The sequence below is a fragment of the Myxococcus faecalis genome (assembly GCF_050039385.1).
Classification (GTDB): Bacteria; Myxococcota; Myxococcia; order Myxococcales; family Myxococcaceae; genus Myxococcus; species Myxococcus fulvus.
The window spans coordinates 3,472,395-3,498,103 of record NZ_CP144336.1; the positions used below are offsets into that span (position 1 = coordinate 3,472,395).

Sequence of the window (25,709 nt, forward strand, 5' to 3'; positions counted from 1 at the left end):
TCAGTAGGTGATGAACCGCGTGTCGGTCAGCATGGCGATGCACATCACCGCCAGCACGTCCGAGCGCCGCTTGGCCGTCTCCGCCCGGGCCGCGGCCTGGGTGAAGAACGTGGCCCACTTGTCCAGCTCCTCGCCCTCCAGGGGCGCGCCCCAGAAGCGCAGGGAGTTGTAGACGAGGAACTCACGCACCTGGGCGTCCGTCAGCTTGCGCAAATCCCCCCAGACGTCGGGCAGCGTGCGCGACAGCGTGCGCTTGGAGGCGTCCGCCAGCTTCAGCTCGTCGTTCGCCTGGCCGATGCACACGAAGCGCGCGCCGTCCTCCAGGAACTTGGCGAACACCAGGTTGGGCTCGGTGTTCTCGCTGTTGACGAGCGCGTAGTCGGCGCGACCCAGCGACGAGGCGCGCGCGTCGATGCCGTCTCCGCCGTTCACCCAGCGGCGGCCCACGGCCTCCAGGATGGCGGCGTCCAGCTGGGCGACGGTGAGCCGGCGCGGGGCGCGGCCCACGCTGCCGCCCTGGGCCTCCGGGTCCGGCAGCGGGTCGAAGTCCCCGGGCTGGTGGGGGTTGGCGATGGGCTCGAGCGTCCCGTCCTCGGTGGGACCGGACTTCTCGTCGGGGGACTTGGTGCAGCCCGCGCTCAGCGCGAGCAGCGCGGCGGTCAGGAGCCAGCGGCGCATCAGTCGATCCTCCGGTAGGCGTCGGTCGTCACCACGCGCTCGATGAGCGCCTTGAAGCGGTGGCCATTCTTCGCGAACTCGCTGGCCAGCGGCGCCAGGTACATCCGCTGCTCCTCCGCCGACATCGGCCGGCCCAGGAACTCGTTCCACACGCGCTTCACCGTGCAGCGCTCCAGCTCACCCGACTGGAACATCCGCTCCACCAGCAGGCGCGGGCCCGCCTCGATGTTCTGCTCCTCGTCCGCGGTGCGGTACAGGTACGTCTTGAGCATGCCCAGGCTGCTGGCGCCATCGCCGTCGTAGGCCTGCATCACGTACTGCGAGCACTCGCCGCCGCAGTTGGTGTCGCCGGCGATGGCGCAGTCGCGGCACTTCGGGTCCAGCCGCGGGAACTGGTCCGGGGAGAGGAACTGCGCGGTGCGCTCGCCGTAGCGGCCCCAGTGGGCGCCGGTGGGCTCGATGGTGGCGTGGCAGTAGTTGCAGCCGCAGCGCTTGGCCAGGTTGTTCTCGCGGTTGCACGCGTCCTCGGGCGCCGGCAGGTTGCCGTCCGAGGCGGGCACGAAGGTCTTGCAGAGGAAGGCCTCGTAGAACTCCGACACGCGGGCGCGGTGCGTGGGGAAGCGGTACAGGAACGCGGGCGTCGTCAGGATGCCGGAGTGCGACGCATCGCGCGTGTAGGGCTGCCACGTGGCCGAGTCCGTGTAGGCGACGGCGGGGATGGCCTCCAGCGGCGCGGGCGCGGTGACGTTGAACACACCCACGCCCTGGCGCTGGCGGTACAGCTCCGACATGGGGCCGTTCACGAACGAGCGGCGGGTGGTGAGGATGTTGTAGTAGGGCTCGTCGTTGCGGATGACCGAGTCGGCGATGCGCAGCGGCTCCTCGTTGAAGGCGGCCACGCGCGAGTCGTAGACGTTGCGCACGTACAGGGGGTCCGTCGTGTTGCCGATGGCCGGCACCTCGCAGCGGCGCATGCCCACGCCGCACCCGCAGCTGCGGTCATTGGCGAAGCGGGCCGCCTCGCAGGACTCGCGCGTCCAGGGGTTCTCCACGCGCTCCTGCGCCTCGATGGCGCACACCTTCACCGTCGCGGGCGCGCCCTCCGGGGCCCAGTAGCCGGCGGGCCGGTTCACGAAGCCCTCGCGCTGGATGCAGCCACGCACCGGGGCGTACGCGCCCTTGATGTTGTTGTTGAGGTTCAGGTCCAGCGTGCAGCGCTTGAGCGTCGTCAGGCTGGGCTTGGAGTCGGGGTTCGGGTGGTCGAAGGAGATGACGTAGCCGTTGGCGTCCTTCGTCTCCACCGTCAGCGCGGAGGTGGTGTTCTTGGCCGGGTCCGGCAGGCAGAGGAACGGCTTGATGCCCGTGCCGGAGCCGCGGTTGTCACAGAAGTAGCGGTACTTCGCCCAGGTGTTGCTGGAGGGCGAGGCCGTCAGCTGCGAGCAGTCCGTCACCGCGTTGGTGGTCGCGGCCGCCAGGTCCGTGCAGCGGTAGAAGTTGGTGTCGTAGTCGAAGCTGACCGGCATGGGCACGCCCATGGCGTCATTGCAGGAGGTGCGCGTCGCGGCCGTCAGCGGGGCGGCGTGCGGGTCCTGCGTCTGGGTCAGACACGCGCTCTGCTCGATGTCGGAGTTGCACGACTGCCCGTTCACACCGCGCAGCGCCGTGGACGGGTTGTTCGCGAAGCCGAAGGCAGTGGTGGTGCCGTTGCCGCCCAGGCGCGAGTTGCCGTTGTTGTTGACGCTGCCGCTGATGTTCGAGCGGATCAACGCGCGGTGGAAGTTGCGGATGCGAGTGTAGAAGCCCTCGCTGTCCATCATCTTCCGGATGTCCTCCTGCGTGACGGCGCCCTTCTCCTGCACGGCCTTGTACTCGTCCCAGGTGGGAGGGCGGCCAAGCAGGTCGAGCGTCAGTTGCCGCAGGTGTCTTTCGGGGCGCACCTTCGCGACGGGCGCGCAGACAGCGGCCTCATCGGCGGAGGCTGGCAGGGCCAGGAACAAGGCGGCGCCGGCCAGGATGGCAAGGCAACGCTCGCGGAGCACGGGGAACCTCCGTGGAGGGGGAGTCGGGGGCGACTGTCTCCTAGTATGCAAGAATTACAGATAAGAGATCCAGTCGACCTAGCAGATTCCTTCATCCCACAAGGTGGCACAAACCTGTGACAGACGCGGGTGCCGGTTGAATCTCTCGACGGGGCGCGAGACATAGGGCGCATGTCGAACGTCAGCTCCGCTCCGCTTCCGCCCCGGGTGAGTGACCGGGCCTTCTATGTCTTCACCGGTGTCGTGTCCGTGGCGGCCCTGGCGTTCATCGGCTGGATTCTGATGGGCCGACGCGGGGCCACGGTGGAGGGCGTGGATCTGCGCTTCCTGCCAGCGGTCAACGCGAGCCTCAACGCGACGGCGGCGGCGCTGCTCATCGCCGGGTGGGTGGCCATCAAGCAGGGCGCGCGGCGGGTGCACCAGTACCTCATGGTGTCGGCCTTCGCGGCGTCCGCGCTGTTCCTGGTGTGCTACCTCGCGTACCACTACGTGCACGGCGACACGCGCTACGTGGGCGACTTCCGCGGGCTGTACCTGAGCATCCTGGCCAGCCACGTGCTCCTGTCCATGGGCGTGGTGCCGATGGCGCTCGCGGCCTTCTACTTCGTGTGGCGCAAGGACTTCACGCGGCACCGCAAGGTGACGCGGTGGCTGGCGCCCATCTGGGTGTACGTGTCGGTGACGGGCGTGGTGGTGTTCTTCATGCTGCGCGGCAGCGTGCCGTCCATGCCCTGAGGCACGGTCAGCCCAGGGCACGCCGGAGCCAGCGCTCGAAGGCGTCGAAGGTGTCCTGGGCTCCCCTCACCACGCGGTCCCCGAAGTCAGGCTCCGACGTGTCCTCGGCCGCGCGCGTGAGCGCTTCCGCGAAGCCGCGCCACTTCGGGCCCACGTCGTCGCCGTAGGCTCGGAAGAAGACGAAGTCGCCCGCCTGCGTGCCCTCGAAGTGGCGGCGCAGGTGGCGAAGGATGAGCTGGCCGCCGAGCGTGGCCCCCTCCAGCACGTAGCAGCCCCCGAGCGCCTCGGGCAGCGAGCGGAGCGACGGCGGCTCGGGACAGCGGGGCAGCCGCGCGAGCGACGCCGCGTCATGGCCGAGCGCGCGCAGGTCCGCCTCCAGCCACGGCAGCTTCAGGCGCTCGCGCAGGTGCAGCGCGGGCAGCTCTTCCGCGAGCACCTCGTGAAGGCGCGCCTCCACCGGCTGGTGGAAGCCGTACAGCGCCTCCAGGTGACGGCGGTAGCCATCGAGCGTCAGCCCCGGCTCCAGGAGGCGCACCGCGGACTCGGCGCGCTCGTGATGGGGGCGGGTCTCCGTCTTCAGTCGCTGCGGCAGGGACACTGCGGGGAAGATGCCGTCACGGACGCGCCGAAGGAACGACGAAATCCACGGCGTGGGCCCGCCCGCCCGGGCAGCGGCCGGGGGCACCTGTCAGGAACACGTGGAGACGGGCGACCTGGGCGCCATGCGAATCCAGACGCTTCAGCCGACGCCGTGTCAAAGCTGGCCTTATCAATCCGCCGCGCCCCGGGGAGGCTCCGAGACGGTGTTCTTCCCGCTGCTGCGGGGCACCGTGGACGTGCTGCCCGAGGACGTCTCGGCGCTGCTCGTGCTCTCCGACCTCCAGGGCGTCGCGCCCCATGCGCTGCACGACGGCGCGGTGGCGCTGCTCGGCGAGGTGCTCGCCGACGAGCTGGCGCTCCTGGGGGAGCTGGGCGAGCTGCCGCCTCCGAGCGCCATCGGCGTGGTGCTGGCCGGTGACCTCTTCTCCGAGCCGGGCGCGAACGTGCGCGGAGCCTCCGGCGACGTGCGCTCGGTGTGGCTCGCCTTCGCGTCCCACTTCCGCTGGGTGGTGGGCGTGGCCGGCAACCACGACACCTTCGGCGGCGCGCGGGAGCAGACGCGCTTCCAGCAGCGCCCCGGCGTCAGCCTGCTCGACGGGGAGGTGGTGGAGCTCGACGGGCTGAAGGTGGGCGGCGTGGGCGGCATCATCGGACACCCGGGCAAGCCGGGCCGCCGCGAGGAGTCCCAGTTCCTGGGCCATCTCGTCGACGTGCTGCGCACCGGGCCGGACGTCCTGGTGCTGCATCAGGGGCCGGACGTCGAGGGCACGCGACTGCGCGGCAGCCCCGTCATCCGCGAGGCCGTGGAGAGGGCCCCGGGCTCGCTGGTCATCTGTGGCCACGCCCACTGGGACGAGCCGCTCGCCACGCTGCCGAGCGGCACGCAGGTCCTCAACGTGGACAGCCGCGCGGTGCTGCTGGAGCGCGCGGCGGCGAAGAGCTGAGGCCCCTTCCGCCGCCGTCTCATGCCCTCAGCGGCAGAAGCCGTCGGAGCGACAGGTCGCCGGAGCCGCGCAGCTGAGCCCCGTCCCGAGGCAGCTCGGCTGACACGCGCCGATGCCGGTGCCGTCGCTGTAGCAGCGGTACTGCGAGCGGCAGTCACCCTGCCCCGTGCCAATCTCCCGCGAGCAGCTGTCCAGGCAGCTCTTCAGGCCCGTCACCGAGTTCACGACGTAGCACTTCGAGCCCGCGGGGCACGCCGTCGAGTTGCACTGGAGCGTGCAGTAGCCGCCGGGGAAGTTCGTGTTGCAGAGGCCCTCGCCGCACTCCGAGTCGAGCGAGCACGGCGCGCCCACCTGGAGCGACGGGTCATCGTCGATGGGCGCCAGCGGGAGCAGCGCGAAGTCGATGTTGCGCGTCGTCGAGCGGGCCGTCACGTCGATGGCCTCCAACGAGTCGACGTTGCGCCAGAAGCCGGTGAGCTCCCCGTCCTCGAAGAGGTTGCCGTCGTCGTCCTCGTCGATGGTCGCCAGCGTGTAGTACGTCCGAGGCACCAGCGAGATGGAGTACGCGTAGCCGCGCGCCGCGGACACGGTGATGAGCGAGTCGCGGTCCGTCTCCCACTCGCCGGTCAGGTCGTCCTGCCAGAGGAACGCGATGATGGCGTCGCGGCCCGCGGCGGCACCCACCGCGATTTTCAGCGCCACCGTGGCCGAGCCCGCTCCGCCCGAGCCCACCAGGTTCAGCGTGGCCAGGTAGTCCCCATCCGCCAGTCCCGCCGTGTTCACCGCCACGTCGAACGACGTCGAGCCGAACGCCGGCACCGTCTTCGTGGTGCCTCCGGGGAACGACACCGTCGCGCGGGCCGCGCCGTCCACGGAGGCCGTCACCACCAGCTCGCCGCCCTGACGCCCGCCGATGTTGCTCAAGGTGAGGTGCTGCGTCTCCGTCCCCTGGAAGAACAGCGTGGAGGTGGACACGCTCAGCTTCGGAGGCACGGTGCCCGGGTCCGTGTTGGCGACCTGTCGGAGCGCCGCCTGCGCGTTGACCAGGCCCGCGCCGCAACCTCCCGGACACTGCGAGCCGGCGACGGGCGTGGCGGTGCTCTTCAGGATGCTCTCCGCCTGTCCGGGCGAGAGCGTCCCGCCCGAGTGCGCGTGCATCAGCGCCACGATGCCCGCCACGTGCGGCGACGCCATGCTGGTGCCCTGCGAGAAGGAGTACGCGGGCTGACGGTTGTCATCCAGCACGGTGGAGAGCACGCCGTCCGCGTAGCCGTCGCCGTTGAGGTCCTCGACCATCTCGCCGCCCGCGGCCACCACGTCCACGCCCGAGCCGTAGTTGGAGTAGCTGCTGCGACGGCCGGACAGGCCGGTGGCGCCCACGCAGATGACCTGCTGCTGGTTGCAGGGCGTGCTGTCGGCGGCGGCCATGTTCTCGTTGCCCGCGGCCACGACGATGGTGGCGCCCCGCGCGACGGCGGCATCGATGGCGTCCTGGTAGAGCCGCTGCGGCGGCGCGGTGCCACCCAGGCTCAGGTTCACCACCTTCGCGGCCACCGCGGGCGACTGGGAGATGCCGGGCACCGAGCCCCCCGTGGCCCAGGTGATGGCCGCCGCGATGTCGAAGCTGCTGCCTCCCTGCCGGCCCAGCACGCGCACCGGGAGGATGCGCGCGTTCCAGGCCACACCCGCCACGCCGAAGCCGTTGTTCGTCATCGCGGCCACCGTGCCCGCCACATGCGAGCCGTGCCACGACGAGCCCCCGGACGGCATGTCGCCGCCCTCGTCCTGGGGGTTGGCGTCACGGCCATTGCTGTCCCCCGCGTTGGCCGGGTCCGAAATCATGTCGTAGCCAGGCACCACGTGGCCGTCGAGGTCGGGGTGCGCGACGATGCCGGTGTCGATGACCGCCACCACCACGCCGGTGGCGTCCGACTCCACGTCCCACGCCGCCGGCAGGTTGAGCGCGGCGTAGTGCCACTGGAGGCTGTAGCCCTTGTCGTTCGGCACCGCGAGCTTGTGCATCCGCAGGTTGCGGTCCGTGAAGCGCACCCCGGGCAGCGCGGCGAGCCGCGACACCAGCTCCCGCGTCTCGTCCGCCGTCACCCCGTGGCCATCCTCGGCCTCGAAGCCCACCAGGTGCAGGTGCTCGCTGGCGTGCCCCTTGTGCACGGCGCGATAGCCGGGGACCTTCGCGGCGGCGAGCACGCGCTCGGGGGAGACGGAGGACTCCTCGAAGCGCACGACGACGTCACCGGGGATGGTCGGGTCCTCATCCGGGACGCGCGAGAGCGGCGGCGGCCCCAGCGGCGCGGGGATGATGGGCAGCTCAGGGTCCGTCTGCTCCAGCGCGGCGCGGCGCGAGGACTGCGCCCGGGCTTCGCGAATCTGCTCCGCCAGCCGGTTCGCCACCGACCTGCCGAAGGGCAGCTTCAGCTCGCGCGAGACGCCGCCCTCCGTGGACTGCTCGTTGCTGCGAAAGGGCGTCAACGTCCCCGTGACGGTGCCCTTGTTGGGGTCCGTGCCACCGTCGGCACCTCCGCCCCCCTTGCTCTCGTCACACCCACTGACGGACAGCAGCAGCCACAACCCCACGAGCCATGCACGACGCATTCAGGATGCCCCCTCACCGCGGACAGAAGGGGGCACCCTAACATCGCGCCTTCGCGCGGACGTGCATTCTCAGCTGGCCTGCGCGACCTCGTCGTCGTCCGTGTCCTCCCGAACGTTCGCATCGGCCTCATCCGCCAGGGCGTTCACATCTCCGGGGACACCGTCGATGTACGTCACGACGTTCCCCGGCAGCGCGGGCACGCGAGGCCCCGGCGTCACCACACCCGTCAGGTTCAGGGGGTCCACTCCCGAAATCTGGATTCGCACCCCGGACGGAGGCTGACGGCGCACCGCGCGCGCCGTGTCCACCGCCTCCGGCAGCGCGAACTGTTCACCGACGAAGCCCGCCACGAAGCGCCCGCCCCGCACCTCGCCCCGCGCCTCCATGCGCCGGTACACGAAGAGCAGCTCGCGCCACGTGGGCGCCAGCGCCTCGCGCATCACCAAATCCCTCCAGACGATGCCGTAGCGCTGGAGGAACAGGCGCGCCAGCGAGTCCATCACCTCGTCCGACGTCTTCGGCTCCGCGGGCGCCAGGAGGCTCCAGCGTCCCGGGCCTCCGCGCTGGAGCAGCTTCTGGCGCTTGCGGTGCGCGGGGCTCTGGAGCACGCGCAGGTTCTGCACCGCGTCCGCCGTCACCAGGCCGCGCGCCACCAACTCCCACAGCGCGTCCTCGATTTCCGCCGGCAGCCGGCGCGCGCGCGACACCAGGTCCTGGAAGAAGCACGCGCCCCGGCGCTCCAGCACCGACACCACGTCCTTCGCGGCGACGCTGAGGTCCGGAGGCGTCCACACGTCCCCGTCCGCGAGCACCGCGTGGGGCCGGGCCGCGACGAGCATCCACTCCAGGTCCTCGCGCAGGGCGAAGGTGAGCGGCGCGTTGCGCGTGGGCGAGGCCCTGGAGCGCGTGGGGGCGGGCTCCGGCTCCGGCGTCACGGGCGCGCCGCGACGCGGCCCCGCCACGGGCTTGGGCTCCTTCATCGTCAGCCGGCCCCAGGCCACCTCGCCGCCGTAGCACGCGCGCTCCAGCAGGTCGGGCGTGTAGCCGCGCATGCGCGCGGGCAGCAGGAAGCGCTCCCACGCGGAGGCCGGCGCCTCGTAGCCCTGGAGCAGGCGCACCGCCTTGAGCAGGCCCGTGGAGCCGCGCAGCGAGTCCACGTCCTCCAGGTGATGCCACCGGAAGAGGAAGCGCATGAAGTCGCGCGCGCTCAGCGGCTCGATTTCGCGGCGCAGCCGGCCCACCGTCATCCGGTGGATGCGCTGGAGCAGGCGCCGGTCGCACCACTCCAGCGGCGGCGCCTCGCCCGGCGCCAGCGGCTGCTCCAGCGGACGGAAGCGGCCTCGCAGCACGGTGCCCTGCATCTCCAGCTGATGCATGGCCGCGTTGACCTCGTCCTCGCTCAGCTCACACAGGCGCGACAGCTCCGCCACCGTGACGGGGCCCACGTTCTCCATGCGCCCGCGCACCACCTGGAGCACCGCGGCCTCGCGCTCCACCGGACGGTCGTGCTCCAGCACCGGGAGCGGCGGCTGGGTCATGGCGTCCGGGAACAGCGCGCGCACCGCGCTGCCCCGCTCGGCCGCGACCAGAAAGCGCCCGCCGGGGAGCGTCAGCCACGACACGCGCCCCTGCTGGAAGAGCGGCTCGGCGAGCCCCCGGGGCACATCCCTGTCCCGCACCAGCACCCACTGGAGGAGCAGGTCGTGCAGCTCATCCTCGTCGCGCATCGGCGGCGCGGCGTCCTCCACCACCGTGGCGATGGCGGTGGCGTCCAGCGCGCCGAAGGCGGCCGCGTCCTCGGCTGGCATGGCGCGGCGCAGGGCCACGTTGCGCACGCGGCGCTCCTCCGCCGGGGCGTCGTCCAGGAACGTGTAGGGCTGGCTGTGAATCATCGCGTGCGCGAAGACGCTCGGCTCCGGCACGTCGCGGGCCTCCAGGCGGATGCGGCCGTCGCGCATGCGCCGGAGCACCTCACGCAGCCCCTCCACGTCCATGGCCTCGTGCAAACAGTCGTCCATCGTCTGCTTCACCAGCGGGTGGTTCGGCAGCTCGACGTCCGCGCCGCCGTGGTTGTCCTGGCAGCCCACCTGCGCGGGGAACACGGCGGCGAGCAGGTCCTCGCTGCGCGCGCGCTGGAGGTTGGGCGCCACGCGCTTGCCGCCCATCATCCGGTGGAGCGCGAGCGCCCGCGTGGCCACCCAGCGGAAGCGCGTGCCGAACAGCGGCGACTGGAGCACCGCCTGCACCAGCACCTCCTCCACGTGCTCGGGGTGGAGGAAGTCGAAGATGTCCGACAGCGGGAACGAGTGCTGCTCGCCCAGCGACAGGAGGATGCCGTCCTCCGTCGCCGCCGCCTGGAGCTCGAAGTCGAACGAGCGGCAGAAGCGCTTGCGCAGCGCCAGTCCCCAGGCCCGGTTGATGCGGCTGCCGAAGGGCGCGTGGATGATGAGCTGCATGCCGCCCGCCTCGTCGAAGAAGCGCTCGGCGACGATGAGGTTGTGGCTGGGCAGCGCGTCCAGCATCTTGCGCCCCAGCCGCAGGTAGCCCAGCAGCGCGTCCGCCGCGGGCGGGGACATGCGCAGCTCCTTCTCGAGGAAGCCCTGCGCGTCCTCGCGCGCGAGCAGGTCCTCGCGCAGCCGCCCCACCTGGAGCGACAGCTCGTCGGTGCGCCCCGGCGCCTCGCCGCGCCAGAAGGGCACGTTGGGCGCGGCGCCTCGCGCGTCCTCCACCATCACCGTGCTGCCCATCACCCGCTGGATGCGCCACGCGGTGCTGCCCAGCAGGAACACGTCCCCGGGCGAGGACTCCACCGCGAAGTCCTCGTCCAGCGTGCCCACCACCTTGCCCTCGGGCTGGGCGGTGACGCTGAAGGTGAAGGTGTCCGGGATGGCGCCGCCGTTGGTGAGCGCGGTGATGCGCACGCCCCGGCGGCCCTTGAGGCGCTGGTTCACCCGGTCGCGGTGCAGGTGGATGCCCGCGCGGCCGCGCCGGTCGCTGATGCCCTCCGACAGCACCTCGAGCACGCCCTGGTACTCCTCCCAGGTGAGGTCGCGGTACGGGTACGCGCGCTGGAAGAGGCTGAAGAGGGCGCGCTCGTCCCACTCCTCGCACGCGCACGCGGCCACCACCTGCTGGGCCAGCACGTCGAGCGGCTTCTCCGGCATGATGACCCGGTCCAGGTCCCCCTCGCGCACGGCGTTGAGGAGCGCGGCGCACTCCACCAGCTCGTCGCGCGTCATCGCGAACAGGATGCCCTTGGAGATGGCGGCCTTGTGGTGGCCCGCGCGGCCCACGCGCTGGAGCAGCACGGAGATGGCCTTCGTGGTGCCCAGCTGCACGACGAGGTCCACGTTGCCCACGTCGATGCCGAGCTCCAGCGACGCGGTGGCCACCATCACCCGCAGGCGGCCGTCCTTGAGCTTCTCCTCGGCGGCCAGCCGGATTTCGCGCGACATGCTGCCGTGGTGGGCCGCGACGAGCCCTTCCCCCAACCGCTCGCCCAGATCATGCGCCACGCGCTCGGCCATCTTGCGCGTGTTGACGAAGATGAGCGTCGTGCGGTGCGAGGCCGTCAGCGCGATGAGCCGGTCATAGACCTGGCCCCACATCTCGTGGCTCGCCAGCGAGGACAGCTCGGCGTCCGGAATCTCGAGCGTCAAATCCCACGGGCGCAGGTGGCCCACCTCGACCTTGCGGCACTGGCGGTGGCTCGCGCCGGTGAGGAAGCCGGCGATGGCGTCCAGCGGCTTCTGGGTGGCGGACAGGCCAATGAGCTGCGGGCGCACCTCGGTGAGCGCCTTGAGCCGCTCCATGGACAGCGTGAAGTGACTGCCGCGCTTGTCCCGGGCGAGCGCGTGGATTTCGTCCACGATGACGGTGCGCACGCCCTTGAGCGTGGCGCGGGCGCGCTCGGCGGTGAGGTAGAGGTAGAGCGACTCCGGCGTGGTGATGAGGATGTGCGGAGGGCGGCGCACCATCTGCGCGCGCTCGGACGCGGGCGTGTCACCGCTGCGCACCTGCACGCGCAGCTCCGTGGGGGTGTAGCCTTCGCCGCGAGCGCGCGAGAGCAGCTCCTCCAGGGGTTGGAGGAGGTTCTTCTGCACGTCGTTGCCCAGGGCCTTGAGCGGCGACACGTAGAGCACCTGGGTGCGGTCCTCCAGGCCCCCCTCCAGCGCCAGCCGGAACAGCGAGTCGAGCGCGGCGAGGAACGCGGTGAGCGTCTTGCCGGAGCCGGTGGGGGCGGCGATGAGCACGTCGTGCCCGGCCTGGATGAGGGGCCAGCCCTCGATTTGAGGACGCGTGGGCTCGCCCAGTCGCTCGGCGAACCAGCGGCGCACCACGGGGTGGAAGCTCGCCAGGGCCGGATGGGCCGCGCACTCGGCGGCGAAGTCGAGGCTGATTTGCGGGGCCATGCACACCTCTCCAGGTGGCAGCCTGAACACAGGTACAGGCGGGCGTCAACGCGCGCACCGCGTGGGAGGACCCACGCCCACACCCTCCGCCCGGGTAGTCGCCAGGAGGGCGGACAGGCTGCCCGCGCCGACGTGTCAGGCCTCATGCACCGGACGACCCGACACGTCCTGCAACCCTCATCCAACCCAATGACTCTCATCCGGCCCGAGCCCCCGAGGAAAGACAGACACAGGCGCCCTGTTCCCTCGGAGCGCTGCCTTGTCAGCGATTCCTCGCCTTCGCTAGCATTTCAGGCTCCTCGGGATGGGTTTCAGCCGCCAGGCCGCGCGGTCGACAGAGGTTTCAGGCATGGCGATTTCGGATGTCGTGGCGAAGCTGCTCTACACCGCGGTGCTGACGGTGGTCTGCCTGGGACTCGGCGCCGTGTTCTTCTCCGAGATTCAGCGGGTCTGGTTCGACAAGCGGCTGTACATCGGCCGCTTCGACTTCTTCGAGACAGGCGAGGCCAAGGCCACGGAGGCCAAGGCCTTCGCGCGGCAGATCGCCTACCACCACCAGTCGTTCAAGACCCTGCTCGCGAAGGAGCGCCAGCGGCGTGAGCGCGCGAGCCAATCAGAGAACCCCGCCGCGTCCGGAGCCAGCACGCCCCTGCCCGACTCCACGTTCGGGAGTGGGAATCTCGAGGCCCTGCTCTCCTCGGCCAATGACCTCTCCTCCGTCGAGCTCACCGTCCAGGGCATCAACATCAAGGAGCTGCTCTCCTGGCTGCGAGACAGGGTGAGCACCCCCAACGAGCTCACGGGCGTCGTGGAGAAGCACCCCAGCGGCGTGCGCGCCCTGGCGAGCTGGACGCGGGGCCCGCTGCGCTCCGAGGGACAACTCATCGACGGGCAGGTCCTGGACATCGCCGGCCAGCCCGACGTGGAGCGGGCCTCGTTCCATGTCGCCTGTGGTCTCATCTGGGCGCAGCTCGCCGCCGCCGACGAGGCGCTGGCCAAGGTGTCTCGCGCCGAGTTCTGCGCCTGGGCCGAGGCCTGGAGCCACTACATCGACCTGCGCGAGCGGAGCGCCACCCTGACGGGCTTGAGCCCCGAGAGCCTCGAGAGCGTGAAGAAGCTGCGCTCGTTCCTCGACCGGCAGGTCGCTGGCTCGACGCAGCTCGCGGAGGTCTATCTCCTGCGCGCGGACCTCCTGGACCTGCTCCCGGCGGAGCAGAAGACCCAGGAGGACCTCATCCAGGCGCAGAACGACCGGCTGCAGTACGCGATGATGGGACGCAAGCCTACCGAGCCGGAGAAAGCCGGCGTGGCGCTCACCGCGCGCGCCGCGCCTCCCGACAAGTACGAGGTCATGGCCCAGGTGCGTCCAGCGCTGCGCATGCAGGGCGACCGGGTCACCGACACGCTGCCGGAGAGCTGGCAGCAGCTCCTGAAGTCAGGTCAGGACTCCGGCTTCCCCGTCAGCCGCGCGACCGGCTCGCTCTACATCACCAAGCCCGACGGGAAGACCACCTACCTGACGGCGTTCGCCGTGGCGCCACGGGTCATCATGACCGTCGGGGACCATGTCCCTCCCTTGATGCTCGACCACCCCGAGCCCCAGCCACTCACCGGAGAGACCTGGCGGTTCACCTTCGACGACGATGGCAACAGCCCGAAGCAGACCCACCGGGTCACCCACGTCATCTTCGCCCGCCACGACACGTCATCCACCGCGCCGCGCACCATCGCCCTGCTCGAGCTGGCCGAGCACGACACGCAGCGCCACCCGCCCGTCACCCTCGAGTGGAACCCCGAGTCGGTGAAGTCCCACGTGGACCAGTACGTCTACGTCATCGGCTATCCCTCCGAGGGCAGCAACCTGCCCAAGAACTTCCTGCGCCCGTTGCTGGGCGACCTCTACGACATCCGCCGGTTGATGCCCGGCCGCGTGGTGTCGCTCACCCCGAGCCAGGAGCCCCGGCCCTCGGTCGTCCGCGCCCTGCGCAGCGATGTCAGCACCACCGTCGGCGTCGCCGGCGCGCCGCTCGTCGACCTGCGCGACGACAAGGTCGTCGTGGGCCTGCACTTCGCCGGTGAGTGGAAGGAGAACCAGGGCAAGTTCGCCCTCGCCCTCTCCATGGCCGACCTGCTCGCCACCCTGCCGGAGTTCGCCATCCAGCGCATCAAGCCCGGCACCATCCAGGACGCGCCCCCCATGGTGACGCCGCTCGGAGACAGCAGCCAGTCGCAGTAGTCCTCAGAACGGAGGAGGCTCGTCGCCGCGCCGCGGCCGCGTCGTGCTCGCGCCGCTCAGGAAGTCCGGCATGCAGCCCCACGACTGCAGGTCCTCCGTCACCGTGGAGCAGATCCACCGCTCCGGGCACGAATCCACCTTGTCCGGATCGCACTGCGTGTAGCACGTGCTGCCCGTGGGCCCACCCACGCCGCACACACTCTGCTTGCCACAGCTCTCCGGCCGCCAGGACTCACAGGCCGCGGAGCAGAACCGACCCGCGCGCCCGCCACGCCCGCCCCTCACCACGCAGTTCTTCCCGCCCCCACACGGCTGCTCGTCCGAGCACTCATCCACCACCAACTCCAGACACTGGAACGAGCCCCCATTGAGCGCCGCGCACGCCCGCCCCTCCATGCACCCGGACTTGCGACAGTCCGGCAGACACGCGGCTCCCATCGAGCTCTGCTCACACGTCTCCCCTTCCGGACAGGTCCCCGGCTGCCCCGGCTCACACGGAGGTCCGCAATGGTGGTTGATGCAGAGCAGCCCCTCCACGCAGGCCTCGTCCGCGGTCGTCGGCAACCGGCTGCAGGTCTCCCCCGCCTGACGCACGCCCGCCTTCAGACACCGACGGACCACCGGCCCCGGTAACTCCCCCGCCGCCACCCGACAGACATCCCCGGGGAAGCAATGCGAGTCGTCCTCGCACTCGCTGTCGGCACACTCGAACCGACGCTTGTCATAGTTGATGACACAGCCCTGCCCCTGAGGGCAGTCCCCATCCGTCGCGCACTCGCCGCAGCGGAAGCTCCCCTTGTCGAAGGAGCAGTCGAGCTGCATCGCCGGACGCACGCGCAGCTCCTCGCGCACCGGCTCCGGCTCGTGCGGAGGGGACGGAGCCTGCGCGCGCCCCACCCGCCGGGTCTCCCGGACCGCGCCCGTCATCAGACTCAGCCCCGGACGGGCCAGCCGCTGCCCCTGGAAGACGTGCGCGAGCCCCCCCGAGCCCCCCATGCCCTCGATGCGCTCAGGCGCCACGCCCCGCGAGACCTGGAACGCCTCGGTGCTCGCCGCCAGCAGCGAGGCCTCCACCACCGGCACCTCCTCCACCACGGGCGCGACACACGCATTGGCGGAGGTCCGCGAGGTCAACACGGACGACGTGGCGAACCAGGACACCCACGCCACCGCCGCGAACACCCCCAGGACCAGGGAGCCTCGCCCCAGGCGCATCGCCATCCGCATCGCATTGGACATGTCCGGACTCACGTGGAATGCATGTCCTTAGCAGGGCGCACAGCACTTGCCGGTGCTTCCATCCGGATTGCACGAACAGGGAACACAGCAAGCGCCCTCCCGGATGATTTGCGCGTACGCCGTCCCCGCCCCCAGCGTGACCGCGGCTCCCAGAATCATCACCCACCGCCGCAGTCGAGCATTCAACTTCACCATGTGCTTCCCCCCGTGCGCGTCATCCGGCACGACCCTGTCTCACTTGACGCAAGCCGATTCAGGGCAAATCTTGTTTTGCATGATGCTACCCATCAGATAGGCATCGGCCCCGGGCGGAGGCATCACCCCCCGAGTAGCATCCAGATGGCCACGGCAGCACAAGTGCCCTGAATGACGCTGACCTATCGTTTCATCACGCATCCTGGCCCCCCACTGATGGAGCCAAGGATTGCGCGTGAGCCCAGGGAAGTCACTCCCTCCCGGGTGGTAGGCGCGCGCGATTCCGGCCCGCAGAGCCAGCGCGCTCGCGGGCAGCAGAGAGGCCAGGCCATTCAAGGACACCCAGGCCCGCGACACCGTCGCCAGGATGCACGGCGTCGAGCGGGAGGCGCTTCGACTAGACGCCTGGAGCGGGAACCAGTTCGCCCACGGGCGCGGCGGCCGCGCGGCCCCAGGTGATGCGGTAGGTGGCGGCGGTGCCGTCGAAGGCGATGGGCTCCACCACGACGTTGCCCGCGCCCGCGACCCGCAGCGACTCGGCGAGGAAGCCCGCGGAGAAGTACGGGTTGTCCGCCACCACGTCCTTCATCCACAGCGTGGCCGCGCCCTCGGTGGACTCCTCGACGCGGACCTCGTTGAAGTTGTTGCCCGCCTTCACGTTGAAGGGGACGCGCTCCAGCGTGCGCATCGGCCCCAGCCGGGTGACGAGCGACAGGCTCGCGCGCCCCACCGACGTCTGGCGGAAGCCCTGCAGGTAGCGCGCGCCCAGCATCAGCCATGCCTCGTTGGGAGGCAGCATCGGGAAGACGTCCTGGACCGCCACGCGCAGGAACGCGTGCCACTGCTCCAGTGAGTAGTGCGGCCGCAGCGACTCCGACAAATCCAGGCCCACGTCCTTCAGGCGCTGGCGCCCCTGCTTCGACAGGTAGGGCCCCAGGGCCCGCACGAAGAGGGCTTCCACGGACTGCGCGAAGATGAGCTTCCCGGGCGACATGACGGAAAGGTGGCAATGGCCCCCCGCAACGGCGAGCCATTCCGCATTCCAACCGTCAACTGGTCATCATCCGCGCGGCAGCCGCACCGTGAAGGTCGTCCCGTTTCCGGAACTGGACTCCACCGTCACCTCGCCCCCGTGGGCGAGCAGAATCTGCCGGGTGATGTAGAGCCCCAGGCCCAGGCCCGACGCGGCCTTCGACTCGTGCTGCACCGCCCGGGAGCCTCGACGCCACGCGGCGAAGACATGGGGCAGCTCGTCCGGGGGGATGGGCGGCCCGCCGTTGTGCACCCGCAAGACCACGCCCTGCCCGTCCGCCTCGCCCCACATCCGCACGGGGCTGTCCCCGGGGCTGTACTTGAGCGCGTTCGCCAGCAGGTTGCTGAAGGCCTGCTCCAGCCGGTCCAGATCCCACGAGCCCCGCCCGTCCCCCACCACCTCCAGGACGAGCAGCCGGCCCGGGTGGCTGGCGCGCATCTCCTCGAGCGTGCGCCGCGCCACGTCGAACACGTCACAGTCGGACGCCACCACCGGCACCCCACCGCCCAGCCGGGAGCGCGCGAAGTCCAGCAGCTGACGAATCATCCGGTCCATGCGCTCGGCGCTGGTGAGGATGCGCTCGGTGAGGGCGGACTGGCGCTCGTCCAGGTTGCCCTTGCGCTTGAGCTGCTGCGCGGACATGGACAGCGCGTTGAGGGGGTTGCGCAGGTCGTGGCCGAGCATGCCGATGAACTGCTCGCGGAACTCCTCCGCGCTGCGCTCCTCGGTGACGTCGCGCGCGGTGGCCATCACCGCCGCCACCCGGCCGTCCGCGCCCAGGGCGGGCGACAGCGTGAAGTCGTAGTGGCGGGGGCCGCGCAGCGCCGCCAGCGTCACGGAGCCCCGCTGCACCTGCCCCGTGGCGAGCGCGGTCTGCATGGTCCGGATGAAGGGCGCCAGGGAGGCGTCCCTCGCCCCGTACTCCTCCAGGGAGACGCCGGGCGACAACATGGAGGCCGTGCCCCTCACCTCGTAGGCGGCCTGGTTGGCGAAGAGCAGCCGGCCGGTGGCGTCATAGAGGGCCATCGGGTCCGCCGCGGAGGCCATGGCCATGGCGAGCAGCCTGCGCTGGTGCTCGACCTCCTCGGACAGCGCGTGCACCTTGCGCTCGGCGCGGCGCAGCCGGAGCAGCGCGTGCACCTGGGCCACCAGCTCCTCCGGGTCCACGGGGGCCACCAGGTAGCCATCCGCGCCGTGCTCCAGGCCCTGCGCCCGGTCCCCGGGTCCCACGGCCTGCGCGGAGAGGTGCAGCACCAGGGCGTCGCGCGTGCGGGCAGACGACTTCAACCGGCGGCAGACCTCCAGCCCGCTGATGTCGGGCAGGCGGACGTCCAGGATGACCAGGTCGGTGCGCTCGTCCGCCAGGGTCAGGGCCTGGCTGCCCGAGCCGGCCTCCACCACCTGGTAGCCAGCGAGCCCCAGCACGCGGCTCGTCACATAGCGGCTGGCGACATCATCATTGACGTTCAGAATGACCGGAGAAGGAGGACTCATGATGTACGGAGCTGGAGTCCTTCGTAGCCGTCAGTCCGGGGTCGCGCCACCTCCATCTCCGACCCCGGGTGCTTCCTTACAGGACGGGCGGACGGACGGAGGGCCTCCGAGTGCACCCGGACACGCCAGGACCCTGACGGAGCGGACAATTTCGCGATAGGGATGGCTCATGCGTCCTCCTTGTCGCCCGCTGCCCGCGGATGGCCGCTTCCTCCAGGCCATCGCTCCGACCCCCCTCGTCCCCGTCCGACTGGACGCGGAGGGACCCACCATCTGGTGCAAGCTGGAGTTCCTCAACCCCAGCGGGTCCACGAAGGACCGCATCGCGCGCTACATGCTGGAGAAGGCCTGGCGCATGGGCGAGCTGAGCCCGGGCGGCGAAGTGGTCGAGGCGTCCAGCGGCTCGACGAGCATCGCCCTGGCGCTGGCCAGCGCGCAGATGGGCGTGCGCTTCACGGCGGTGATGCCCGAGGGTGTCACCGACGAGCGCGTGCTCACCATCCGCGCCTACGGCGGTGACGTGGTGCTGGTGCCCCGCGAGAGCGGCGTGCGTGGCGCCATCCAGAAGGCGGAGGAGCTCGCCCGCGAGCGCAAGGCCTTCGCGCCGCGCCAGTTCGAGAACCCGGACAACGCGGAGGCGCACCGGGTGTGGACGGGCCAGGAGGTGCTCTCGCAGATTCCGGGCGGGCTGGTGCACGGCGTGGTGAGCGGCGTGGGCACGGGCGGCACGGTGGTCGGCCTGTATCAGGCGTTCGCGGAGGCGGGCTGTCCGGTGACGGCGTTCATCGCGAGGCCCATCGCGGGCCTGGGCTGCGACATCGAGTGTTGCAGCTTCAGCCCGCGCGTGCCCGGCGTGGTGGACGGCATGTCCAAGCTGTACCGCGACGCGGACATGCCGGGGCGGGTGGAGCTGGACGTGTCGGACGAGCAGGCCATGTGCACCGCGCGCGCGCTCATCCGCCGGGGCTTCCCGGTGGGGCCGTCGTCGGGGCTCAACTACGTGGCCGCGGTGGAGGCGGCGCGGCGGCTGGGGCCGGGCGCGCAGGTCGTCACCGTGTTCCCCGACCGCATGGAGCGCTACTTCTCCACGGAGCTGATTCAGCAGCGCCCCGTCGCCGCGCGCGGCGTGGCGTGAGCTGACGCGGCGGGTGCGCCGCTCGGAGCGAACACCCGAGCGGCGCCAGGAGCGTCGCGCGGGCGCTTCGGCGCATCCGCGATGCCTCGAGGCACCGCGCGCGCGGCCCGCGCCGGGCTTCAACCGCGTGACGGCTCGGGCCTCCCGCGCCTCGCCTCCCGGGGCACGTCGAGCGTCCGCACGGGGACAGACGCGCCATGTCCCACCGCGTCACCCCGCCCCGCCCCCGAGCGGGCGCGCCTGCCCTTCCGACAGGTACTTCACGCGCGGGGGGCATCCGCGTGCGCGTTGTCGGGGTGCGTGCTAGAAGCCGACTTCGTGCTGCCGCGCATCTGGCTGTGCCTCAGCCTGTTGCTGTTCGCCCCGACGGAGGGAGGCCTGTGGATGGCCTTCTCCGACGCGACGGACACCGTGTGCACGCAGCGCTGCCCGGACGATGACTCCAGCGGACAGTGCGCGCCGGACTGCGCGGACTGCACCTGCTGCGGCCACGTGCGCTCGGTGAGCGCCGCGCCCGTCGCGTCGCCCGCCCTGCTGTGGATTGCACCTCGACCGCGCCCGGTGCGGGTGGACGAGGACGCCCCCGCCTCCGCCGACCTCGACGACATCCTGCACGTCCCCAGAGCCGACCTCGCCTGACGTGGTGGTGGTCCGTCTTCCGCGCGCGAACCGTGCCGAGGTGACGTGTGTCCATGGCGTGGCCGTGGCACCGTCGGCCTGACGCGCGCCTCCCTTTCGCGAGGTCTCTTCCCGTGTTCAAACCTTCCGCGCCGGCGGCCCTCGGGCTCGTCGCCGCCCTCGTCTGGCCCTTCGCCAGCGCCGCTTCACCTTCCGAGCTGTCCTTTCAAGAAGTCCTCTCCCTCGCCCGTCAGCGCGCGCCCGCGTTGCTGGACGCCGCGGGGCGCGTGGCCGAGGCCCAGGGCCCCGTCGCCGGCGCGTCGCCGTGGCTGCGTGACAACCCCACCGTCAGCTTCGAGCTGGGGCCCCGCACGCACGACGACCTCCGGGGGACGCAGCTGTCCCTCGGCATCTCCCAACCCATCGAGCTCGGCGGCAAGCAGGGCGCACGCCGGGACGCCGCGCGCGCGGGGCTCCAGCGACAGGACGCCGAGCAGCAGGACGCCGAGCGGCGCGTGCTGGGTGAGGTGGGCGCGGCCTTCCTGCGCGCGCTGTATGCCCGGGAGCTGTCGCGGCTGATGCACCAGACGGAGGAGGCCGCGAGGAGCCTGTCCGACTCCACCGGCAAGCGCTTCGACGCGGGGGACGTGCCCGTCGTCGACGTCAACGTGGCGAAGGTGGCGCTGGCCCGCGCCCGCGCCGCGGTGGTGACGGCGCGAGGCGAAGAGCAGGCCCTGCTCGACGAGCTGCGCGCCCTGTTGGGCCTGCCGCTCCAGGAAGCGCTCGCGGTGCGCGGCGTGCTGCGGGAGCTGGCCTCGCTGCCCGTGGCGGCGGCCTCCGGGACGAAGGAGCGGCCGGACCTGGTGGCCATCGAGTCGGAGCTCGCGCAGGCGGAGGCCGACCTGAAGCTCGGCCGCGCCGAGGGCTGGCCCGATGTCAGCGTGGGCGTGCGCTATGAGAAGGAGGTCGACGAGACGGCGCTCGTCGGGACGCTCAGCGTGCCCCTTCCCGTGTTCTCCCGAGGGCAGGAGGCGAAGGTGACGGGGGATGCGCGCGTGCGCAGGCTCCGCACCGCGCTGGAGTCCGCTCGCCGCGCGCGGGACGCGCAGGTGGAGGCCGCGCGCGTGCGCGATGCCTCGCGTCAGCAGGCCCTGGCCGTGCTGGAGACCGAGGCGCTGCCGCTGCTCGATGAGAACGAGTCCCTGGCGAAGAGGTCCTACGAGGCCGGGGAGATGGACCTCGCGGGGTTGCTGCTCGTGCGCCGTGAAACGCTCGAGACGCGCGTGGCGCTGCTCGACAGCCACCTGCAGGCGGCGCTCGCCCGGGTGCAGCTCGCCGTCGAGATGGGAGTCCTGCCATGAAGCGCCTCGCGTTCATCATCGCCTCCCTGGTCCTCGCGCTCGCGGCCTGCAAGCAGTCCAAGCCCGAGCACGCGGACGAGCACGACCACGAGGAGGGCCCCCAGCCCTCCGGTGGCAACGACGAGGGCCATGACGAGTCCCACGTCCACATCGCCCCGGAGATGCTTCGAGACCTGCGCGTCACCACCGCCCCCGCGGCGGCGCGGCCCGGCGGCGACAGCGTCAACGCGCTGGGCGAGCTGACGTTCAGCGAGGACGCCTACGCGGAGGTGGCCTCGCCCATCTCCGCGCGCGTGGGGACGGTGTTCGTCACCACGGGCCAGCACGTGAAGGAGGGCGAGAAGCTGGCGGAGCTGCGCAGCCCCGAGCTGGGCAAGGCGCGCGCCGCGCTCCAGTCCGCGAAGGCCCGGGCCACCGCCGCCCGACAGGCCGCCGAGCGCAAGCGCGCGCTCGCCGCCGAGCGCATCGTCGCGCAGAAGGACGTGCAGGCCGCGGAGGTGGACGCGGCCGGCGCCGAGGCGGAGCTCGCCGCGGCCCGCGCGGAGCTGACGGCGTTGGGCGCCAGCGAGGACACCGCGGGCGTGGCCGGCTTCATCCTGCGCTCGCCCATCCAGGGCACCGTCATCGAGCGCGACGCGCGCATGGGCCAGATGGCGGACGCCGAGCACACGCTCTTCCGCGTCGGTGACCTGGGCTCGCTGTGGCTCATCGTCCATGCCTTCGAGCGCGACGCCGTGCGCATGCGGCCGGACACCGAGGCGCGCATCACCTTCGCCGCCTTCCCGGGCAAGGAGGTCCTGGCCCGCGTGGGCCACGTGGGCCAGCGCGTGGACGCGGCCAGCCGCACCATCCCCGTGCGGCTGGTGCTGGACAACACCGAGGGCCTCCTCAAGCCCGGCATGTCCGCCACCGCGTCGATTCCGCTGGGCGGACCCGACGGCACCATCACCACCGTGCCCGCGGCCGCGCTCCAGCGGCTGGAGAACGGCTGGGTGGTGTTCCTGCCCACCGGCGAGCGCGGCTCCTTCGAGCGGCGGCAGGTGGGCCGGGGCCGCACGCTGGGCGACCACGTGGAGGTGCTCTCCGGCCTGAAGGTCGGCGAGCAGGTGGTGGTGGACGGCGCGTTCCTGCTCAAGGCCGAGGTGGAGAAGTCGGCGGGAGGAGCGGACCACCATGGCCACTGACGCCTCATCCTGGGTGGCCCGCGTGCTGCGCGCGTCGTTCGCGCGGCCCGGGCTCACCGTGCTGCTCGCCCTGGCCCTGTCCGCGTTCGGCGCGGTGTCGCTGAACGGCCTGCGGCGCGACGTGTTCCCCGACCTGTCCGCGCCCATCTTCAACGTCATCGTCCAGAACGCCGCCATGGGCGCGGAGGAGCTGGAGACGGCGGTGGCCATCCCGATGGAGGTGGCGCTCGCGGGCCTGCCCGACGTGCGGCGCATCCGCTCCACCTCGCAGCTGGGCGTCACCCAGGTGACGGTGGAGTTCGAGCCGGACGCGGACTACTTCCGCAGCCGCCAGTACGTCGCCGAGCGCGTGGCGCAGGCCCAGGGCGAGCTGCCCGCCGGCACCGACGCGCCGCTGGTCTCCAGCCTCACGGGCCGCCTCAACGAGGTGTTCGAGTTCACGCTCGAGGCCGAGCCCGGCTCCGCGGACCTGATGGCGCTCCGGGATTTGGCCGAGTTCGAGGTGAAGAACCGGCTGCTCGCCGTGCCCGGGGTCGCCGGCGTGGAGCGGCTGGGCGGCTACCTGCGCCAGTTCCAGGTGCTGCTGGACCCGGACCAGATGGTGGCCCGAGGCGTCAGCCTGAACGAGGTGGAGCACGCGCTGGAGGGCGCCAACCTCAACGCCTCCGGAGGCTTCGTGGTGCAGGGGCCCATGGAGTGGACGGTGCGCGCGGTGGGGCGCGCCCAGACGGTGGAGGACCTGAACACCACGGTGGTGGCGCTGCGTGACGGCACGCCCGTGCTGCTCGCGGACGTGGCCGACGTGCGCGAGGGGCCCGCGGTGCGCCGCGGCATCGCCCACCGGCTCAAGGGCGAGGTGGTCAGCTGCCGCGTCATCAAGCAGTTCGGCGCGGACACGCAGGCGGTGGCCAAGGGCGTGCGCGCGGCGCTCGAGGAGCTCAAGCAGTCCATGCCTCCGGGCGTGCAGCTGCGCGTCGTCTACGACCAGTCGGAGCTGGTGGACTCGGCGCTGGGGGGTGTCAGCCGGGCCATCCTGCTGGGCGCGCTGCTGGTGGTGCTCGTCCTCTTCGTGCTGCTGGGGGACTGGCGCGCGGCCCTCATCGTCACGCTCACCCTGCCCTTGTCGCTGGCGCTCGCGGGCATCCTGTTGAAGGTCGCGGGCATCGGCATCAACACCATGACGCTGGGCGGGCTGGCCATCGCCGTGGGCCTGCTGGTGGACGCGGCCATCATCGTCACCGAGAACATCATCCACGACCTGCGCGAGGGGCAGGGCCGCAGGTCCGTGCGCGAGGAGGCGCTGTCAGCGTCGATGGAGGTGGGGCGCCCCATCGCCTTCGCCACGCTCATCGTCGTGGCCGTCTTCATCCCGCTGTTCGCGATGACGGGCATCGAGGGGCGCATGTACCAGCCGCTCGCCGCCGCCGTGGTGGCGTGCCTGGCCGCGTCGCTGGCGCTGGCGCTCACGCTGGTGCCGGTGGCCTCCTCGCTCCTGCTCAAGCGTCCGCGCGAGGGCACGCCCGAGGACGTGTGGCTCATCCGCAGAATCAAGGCGGTGTACTCGCCGCTGCTGGACGCGTGCATGCGGCGGGCGGGGCGGGTGCGGCTGGTGGCGCTGGCCATCACCGTGCCCGCGCTGGGGCTCGCGTTCGCGGTGGGCAGCGACTTCATGCCCCGCCTGGACGAGGGCGCGTTCCTGCTCCAGACGGTGTTGCCTCCGGAGGCCTCGCTGGAGGAGGTGGACCGGCTCAACCACCTGGTGGAGGACGTGCTGCTCGGCTTCCCCGAAGTGGAGGACGTGGTGCGCCGCACCGGCCGCGCCGAGCGCACCGAGGACCCGATGCCGCACACGGTGTCGGACGTGCTCGTCGTGCTCAAGCCGGAGCGCGGCAGGAGCCTGGAGAAGCTGGAGGAGGACCTGCGCGTCGCCGTGGGGCGGGTGCCCGGCGTCACCACGCTGTTCACCACGCCCCTGGGCATGCGCATCGACGAGGGCCTGGGCGGCAGCCCCGCGGACCTGTCCGTGCGCGTCTTCGGGCCGGAGCTGGAGACGCTCGCGACCTTGGGGGAGCGCACGCGCGCCATCCTCGCCAAGGTGGACGGCGTGGAGGACCTGCGCGTGGAGAAGCTCAGCGGCCTGCCCCAGCTGCGCATCACCGTGAACCGCGCCGCCGTGGCGCGCGTGGGCCTGACGCCCGGAGACGTCATCCGCGCGGTGCGCGTGGGCATGGTGGGCGAGGAGGCCTCCCAGGTCTGGAAGGGCCAGCGACGGCACGAGCTGGTGCTGAGACTGGCGGACCACCGACGCGGCGACCTGCAGGCGCTGCGCAACCTCCTGGTGGACGGGCACGACGGGACGCGCATCCCCTTGAGCCAGCTGGCCACCATCGAGGAGACCTTCGGCGCGGGCAGCGTGCGCCGCGAGGCGGGCAGCCGCAGGCTCGCGGTGGAGGCGAGCGTGTCGGGGCGGGACCTGGGCAGCACCGCGGCCGAGGTGCGCGAGCGACTGGCGGCGGAGCTGAAGCTGCCGACCGGTTACTTCGTCGACGTGGGCGGCCGCGTGGAGAGCCAGCAGCGCGCCGCGCAGTCGCTGGCCATGGCCATCGCCGTGGCCATCCTCGCGGTGTTCGTGCTGCTGTACCTCGCGCTCGACTCGGTGGCGGAGGCGCTGGTCATCCTCGCCACGCTGCCCGACGCCTTCGTCGGCGGCATCCTCGCGCTGCTCATCGCGGGAGAGACGTGGAACGTCTCCAGCCTCGTGGGCCTCATCGGCCTGTTCGGCATCGCCGTGCAGAACGGCCTGGTGCTCGTCTCTCAAACCAAGGAGCTGCTCTCACGCGGCAGGTCCTTCGATGACGCGGTGCGAGAAGCGAGCCTGGGTCGCGTACGTCCCAAGTTGATGACCGCGGCCACGGCCATCCTCGGTCTGCTGCCACTGTTGGTTTTGCCTCTGCATGGAACGGAGATTGAGCGCCCCCTGGCCGTCGTCATGGTGGGCGGGCTCGTCACCTCCACGCTGTTCACCCTGTTGGTGTTGCCGACTTTTTACGTCTGGGTGCACGGCGTCAGGGAGAAGGTGCGTCGACGGGGTGTGGCCGCTCGCGGCCCCACTGTGTCCTGAAGAACACGAGAGGTGCTCCGGGTCTTGGGTCCGCAACTTTCGACCCGGAGCACCGACAATCCCGTGATTTTCAC

At 71.4% G+C, this 25,709-nt stretch carries 16 protein-coding genes; 8 read left to right on the forward strand and 8 right to left on the reverse strand.

Going from position 1 to position 25,709, the window contains the following annotated elements:
* Both VZQ01_RS13715 and VZQ01_RS13720 read right to left on the reverse strand, forming a co-directional pair.
* On the reverse strand, positions 1-678 hold the full coding sequence (locus VZQ01_RS13715) for a hypothetical protein (protein ID WP_141323349.1): 678 nt from the start codon (positions 676-678) through the stop codon (positions 1-3).
* Positions 678-2,717, reverse strand: a complete 2,040-nt coding sequence (locus VZQ01_RS13720; RefSeq protein ID WP_223746094.1) for a DUF1585 domain-containing protein — start codon at positions 2,715-2,717, stop codon at positions 678-680. The genes VZQ01_RS13715 and VZQ01_RS13720 overlap by 1 nt, the downstream gene beginning before the upstream one ends.
* 171 nt (positions 2,718-2,888) lie before the next feature.
* On the opposite strand from VZQ01_RS13720, the gene VZQ01_RS13725 reads away from it, so the two are divergent.
* On the forward strand, positions 2,889-3,452 hold the full coding sequence (locus VZQ01_RS13725; protein WP_141323345.1) for a DUF420 domain-containing protein: 564 nt from the start codon (positions 2,889-2,891) through the stop codon (positions 3,450-3,452).
* 7 nt (positions 3,453-3,459) lie between these two features.
* Here the strand turns inward: VZQ01_RS13725 and VZQ01_RS13730 are convergent, their stop codons facing one another.
* A complete protein-coding gene (locus VZQ01_RS13730; RefSeq protein ID WP_426748043.1) occupies positions 3,460-4,137 on the reverse strand; it encodes a biliverdin-producing heme oxygenase in 678 nt (225 codons plus the stop codon).
* 118 nt (positions 4,138-4,255) lie between these two features.
* On the opposite strand from VZQ01_RS13730, the gene VZQ01_RS13735 reads away from it, so the two are divergent.
* The gene (locus VZQ01_RS13735; protein ID WP_223783493.1) at positions 4,256-4,996 is read left to right on the forward strand and encodes a metallophosphoesterase family protein; all 741 of its coding nucleotides are present in this window, start codon (positions 4,256-4,258) and stop codon (positions 4,994-4,996) included.
* Positions 4,997-5,023: 27 nt separating this feature from the next.
* Here VZQ01_RS13735 and VZQ01_RS13740 read toward each other — a convergent pair whose 3' ends face one another.
* Together VZQ01_RS13740 and VZQ01_RS13745 are read right to left on the reverse strand one after the other, a co-directional pair.
* Entirely contained in the window at positions 5,024-7,606 is a 2,583-nt protein-coding gene (locus VZQ01_RS13740) for a S8 family peptidase (protein ID WP_426748044.1), read from the reverse strand.
* Between the two features lie 69 nt (positions 7,607-7,675).
* Positions 7,676-12,019, reverse strand: a complete 4,344-nt coding sequence (locus VZQ01_RS13745) for a DEAD/DEAH box helicase (RefSeq protein ID WP_426748045.1) — start codon at positions 12,017-12,019, stop codon at positions 7,676-7,678.
* A 349-nt stretch (positions 12,020-12,368) separates the two neighbouring features.
* Here VZQ01_RS13745 and VZQ01_RS13750 point away from each other — a divergent pair, with 349 nt between their 5' ends.
* Positions 12,369-14,255, forward strand: coding sequence for a trypsin-like serine peptidase (locus VZQ01_RS13750; protein WP_426748046.1), 1,887 nt, complete (start codon positions 12,369-12,371; stop codon positions 14,253-14,255).
* Between the two features lie 3 nt (positions 14,256-14,258).
* Here VZQ01_RS13750 and VZQ01_RS13755 read toward each other — a convergent pair whose 3' ends face one another.
* The 3 genes from VZQ01_RS13755 to VZQ01_RS13765 form a co-directional block, all read right to left on the reverse strand.
* Positions 14,259-15,494, reverse strand: a complete 1,236-nt coding sequence (locus VZQ01_RS13755; RefSeq protein ID WP_223746088.1) for a hypothetical protein — start codon at positions 15,492-15,494, stop codon at positions 14,259-14,261.
* A 592-nt stretch (positions 15,495-16,086) separates the two neighbouring features.
* Positions 16,087-16,683 carry a DUF2378 family protein gene (locus VZQ01_RS13760; protein ID WP_267697983.1) on the reverse strand — a complete coding sequence of 199 codons (597 nt, stop codon included), beginning with the start codon at positions 16,681-16,683 and terminating at the stop codon, positions 16,087-16,089.
* A gap of 66 nt (positions 16,684-16,749) precedes the next feature.
* On the reverse strand, positions 16,750-18,216 hold the full coding sequence (locus VZQ01_RS13765; protein WP_267697984.1) for a sensor histidine kinase: 1,467 nt from the start codon (positions 18,214-18,216) through the stop codon (positions 16,750-16,752).
* A 169-nt stretch (positions 18,217-18,385) separates the two neighbouring features.
* Here VZQ01_RS13765 and VZQ01_RS13770 point away from each other — a divergent pair, with 169 nt between their 5' ends.
* The 5 genes from VZQ01_RS13770 to VZQ01_RS13790 all read left to right on the forward strand — a co-directional run bounded on the left by VZQ01_RS13770 (position 18,386) and on the right by VZQ01_RS13790 (position 25,635).
* The gene (locus VZQ01_RS13770; protein WP_223746085.1) at positions 18,386-19,351 is read left to right on the forward strand and encodes a PLP-dependent cysteine synthase family protein; all 966 of its coding nucleotides are present in this window, start codon (positions 18,386-18,388) and stop codon (positions 19,349-19,351) included.
* A gap of 318 nt (positions 19,352-19,669) precedes the next feature.
* Positions 19,670-19,990: a hypothetical protein gene (locus VZQ01_RS13775; protein WP_223746084.1), complete on the forward strand. Its 321-nt coding sequence runs from the start codon at positions 19,670-19,672 to the stop codon at positions 19,988-19,990.
* Positions 19,991-20,103: 113 nt separating this feature from the next.
* A complete protein-coding gene (locus tag VZQ01_RS13780) occupies positions 20,104-21,330 on the forward strand; it encodes a TolC family protein (protein WP_223746083.1) in 1,227 nt (408 codons plus the stop codon).
* Positions 21,327-22,514: an efflux RND transporter periplasmic adaptor subunit gene (locus VZQ01_RS13785; RefSeq protein ID WP_223746082.1), complete on the forward strand. Its 1,188-nt coding sequence runs from the start codon at positions 21,327-21,329 to the stop codon at positions 22,512-22,514. Before VZQ01_RS13780 ends, VZQ01_RS13785 begins: the two co-directional genes overlap by 4 nt.
* Positions 22,504-25,635, forward strand: a complete 3,132-nt coding sequence (locus tag VZQ01_RS13790) for an efflux RND transporter permease subunit (RefSeq protein ID WP_223746081.1) — start codon at positions 22,504-22,506, stop codon at positions 25,633-25,635. The genes VZQ01_RS13785 and VZQ01_RS13790 overlap by 11 nt, the downstream gene beginning before the upstream one ends.
* Positions 25,636-25,709 lie beyond the last annotated feature (74 nt).

Bases quoted from the DNA above. Each gene is read 5' to 3' on its own strand.
- VZQ01_RS13790 (WP_223746081.1), top strand. From the start codon at position 22,504: ATGGCCACTGACGCCTCATCCTGGGTGGCCCGCGTGCTGCGCGCGTCG.
- VZQ01_RS13755 (WP_223746088.1), bottom strand. From the start codon at position 15,494: ATGTCCAATGCGATGCGGATGGCGATGCGCCTGGGGCGAGGCTCCCTG.
- VZQ01_RS13740 (WP_426748044.1), bottom strand. From the start codon at position 7,606: ATGCGTCGTGCATGGCTCGTGGGGTTGTGGCTGCTGCTGTCCGTCAGT.
- VZQ01_RS13715 (WP_141323349.1), bottom strand. From the start codon at position 678: ATGCGCCGCTGGCTCCTGACCGCCGCGCTGCTCGCGCTGAGCGCGGGC.
- VZQ01_RS13760 (WP_267697983.1), bottom strand. From the start codon at position 16,683: ATGTCGCCCGGGAAGCTCATCTTCGCGCAGTCCGTGGAAGCCCTCTTC.
- VZQ01_RS13765 (WP_267697984.1), bottom strand. From the start codon at position 18,216: ATGAGTCCTCCTTCTCCGGTCATTCTGAACGTCAATGATGATGTCGCC.
- VZQ01_RS13750 (WP_426748046.1), top strand. From the start codon at position 12,369: ATGGCGATTTCGGATGTCGTGGCGAAGCTGCTCTACACCGCGGTGCTG.
- VZQ01_RS13785 (WP_223746082.1), top strand. From the start codon at position 21,327: ATGAAGCGCCTCGCGTTCATCATCGCCTCCCTGGTCCTCGCGCTCGCG.
- VZQ01_RS13745 (WP_426748045.1), bottom strand. From the start codon at position 12,019: ATGGCCCCGCAAATCAGCCTCGACTTCGCCGCCGAGTGCGCGGCCCAT.
- VZQ01_RS13770 (WP_223746085.1), top strand. From the start codon at position 18,386: ATGCGTCCTCCTTGTCGCCCGCTGCCCGCGGATGGCCGCTTCCTCCAG.
- VZQ01_RS13725 (WP_141323345.1), top strand. From the start codon at position 2,889: ATGTCGAACGTCAGCTCCGCTCCGCTTCCGCCCCGGGTGAGTGACCGG.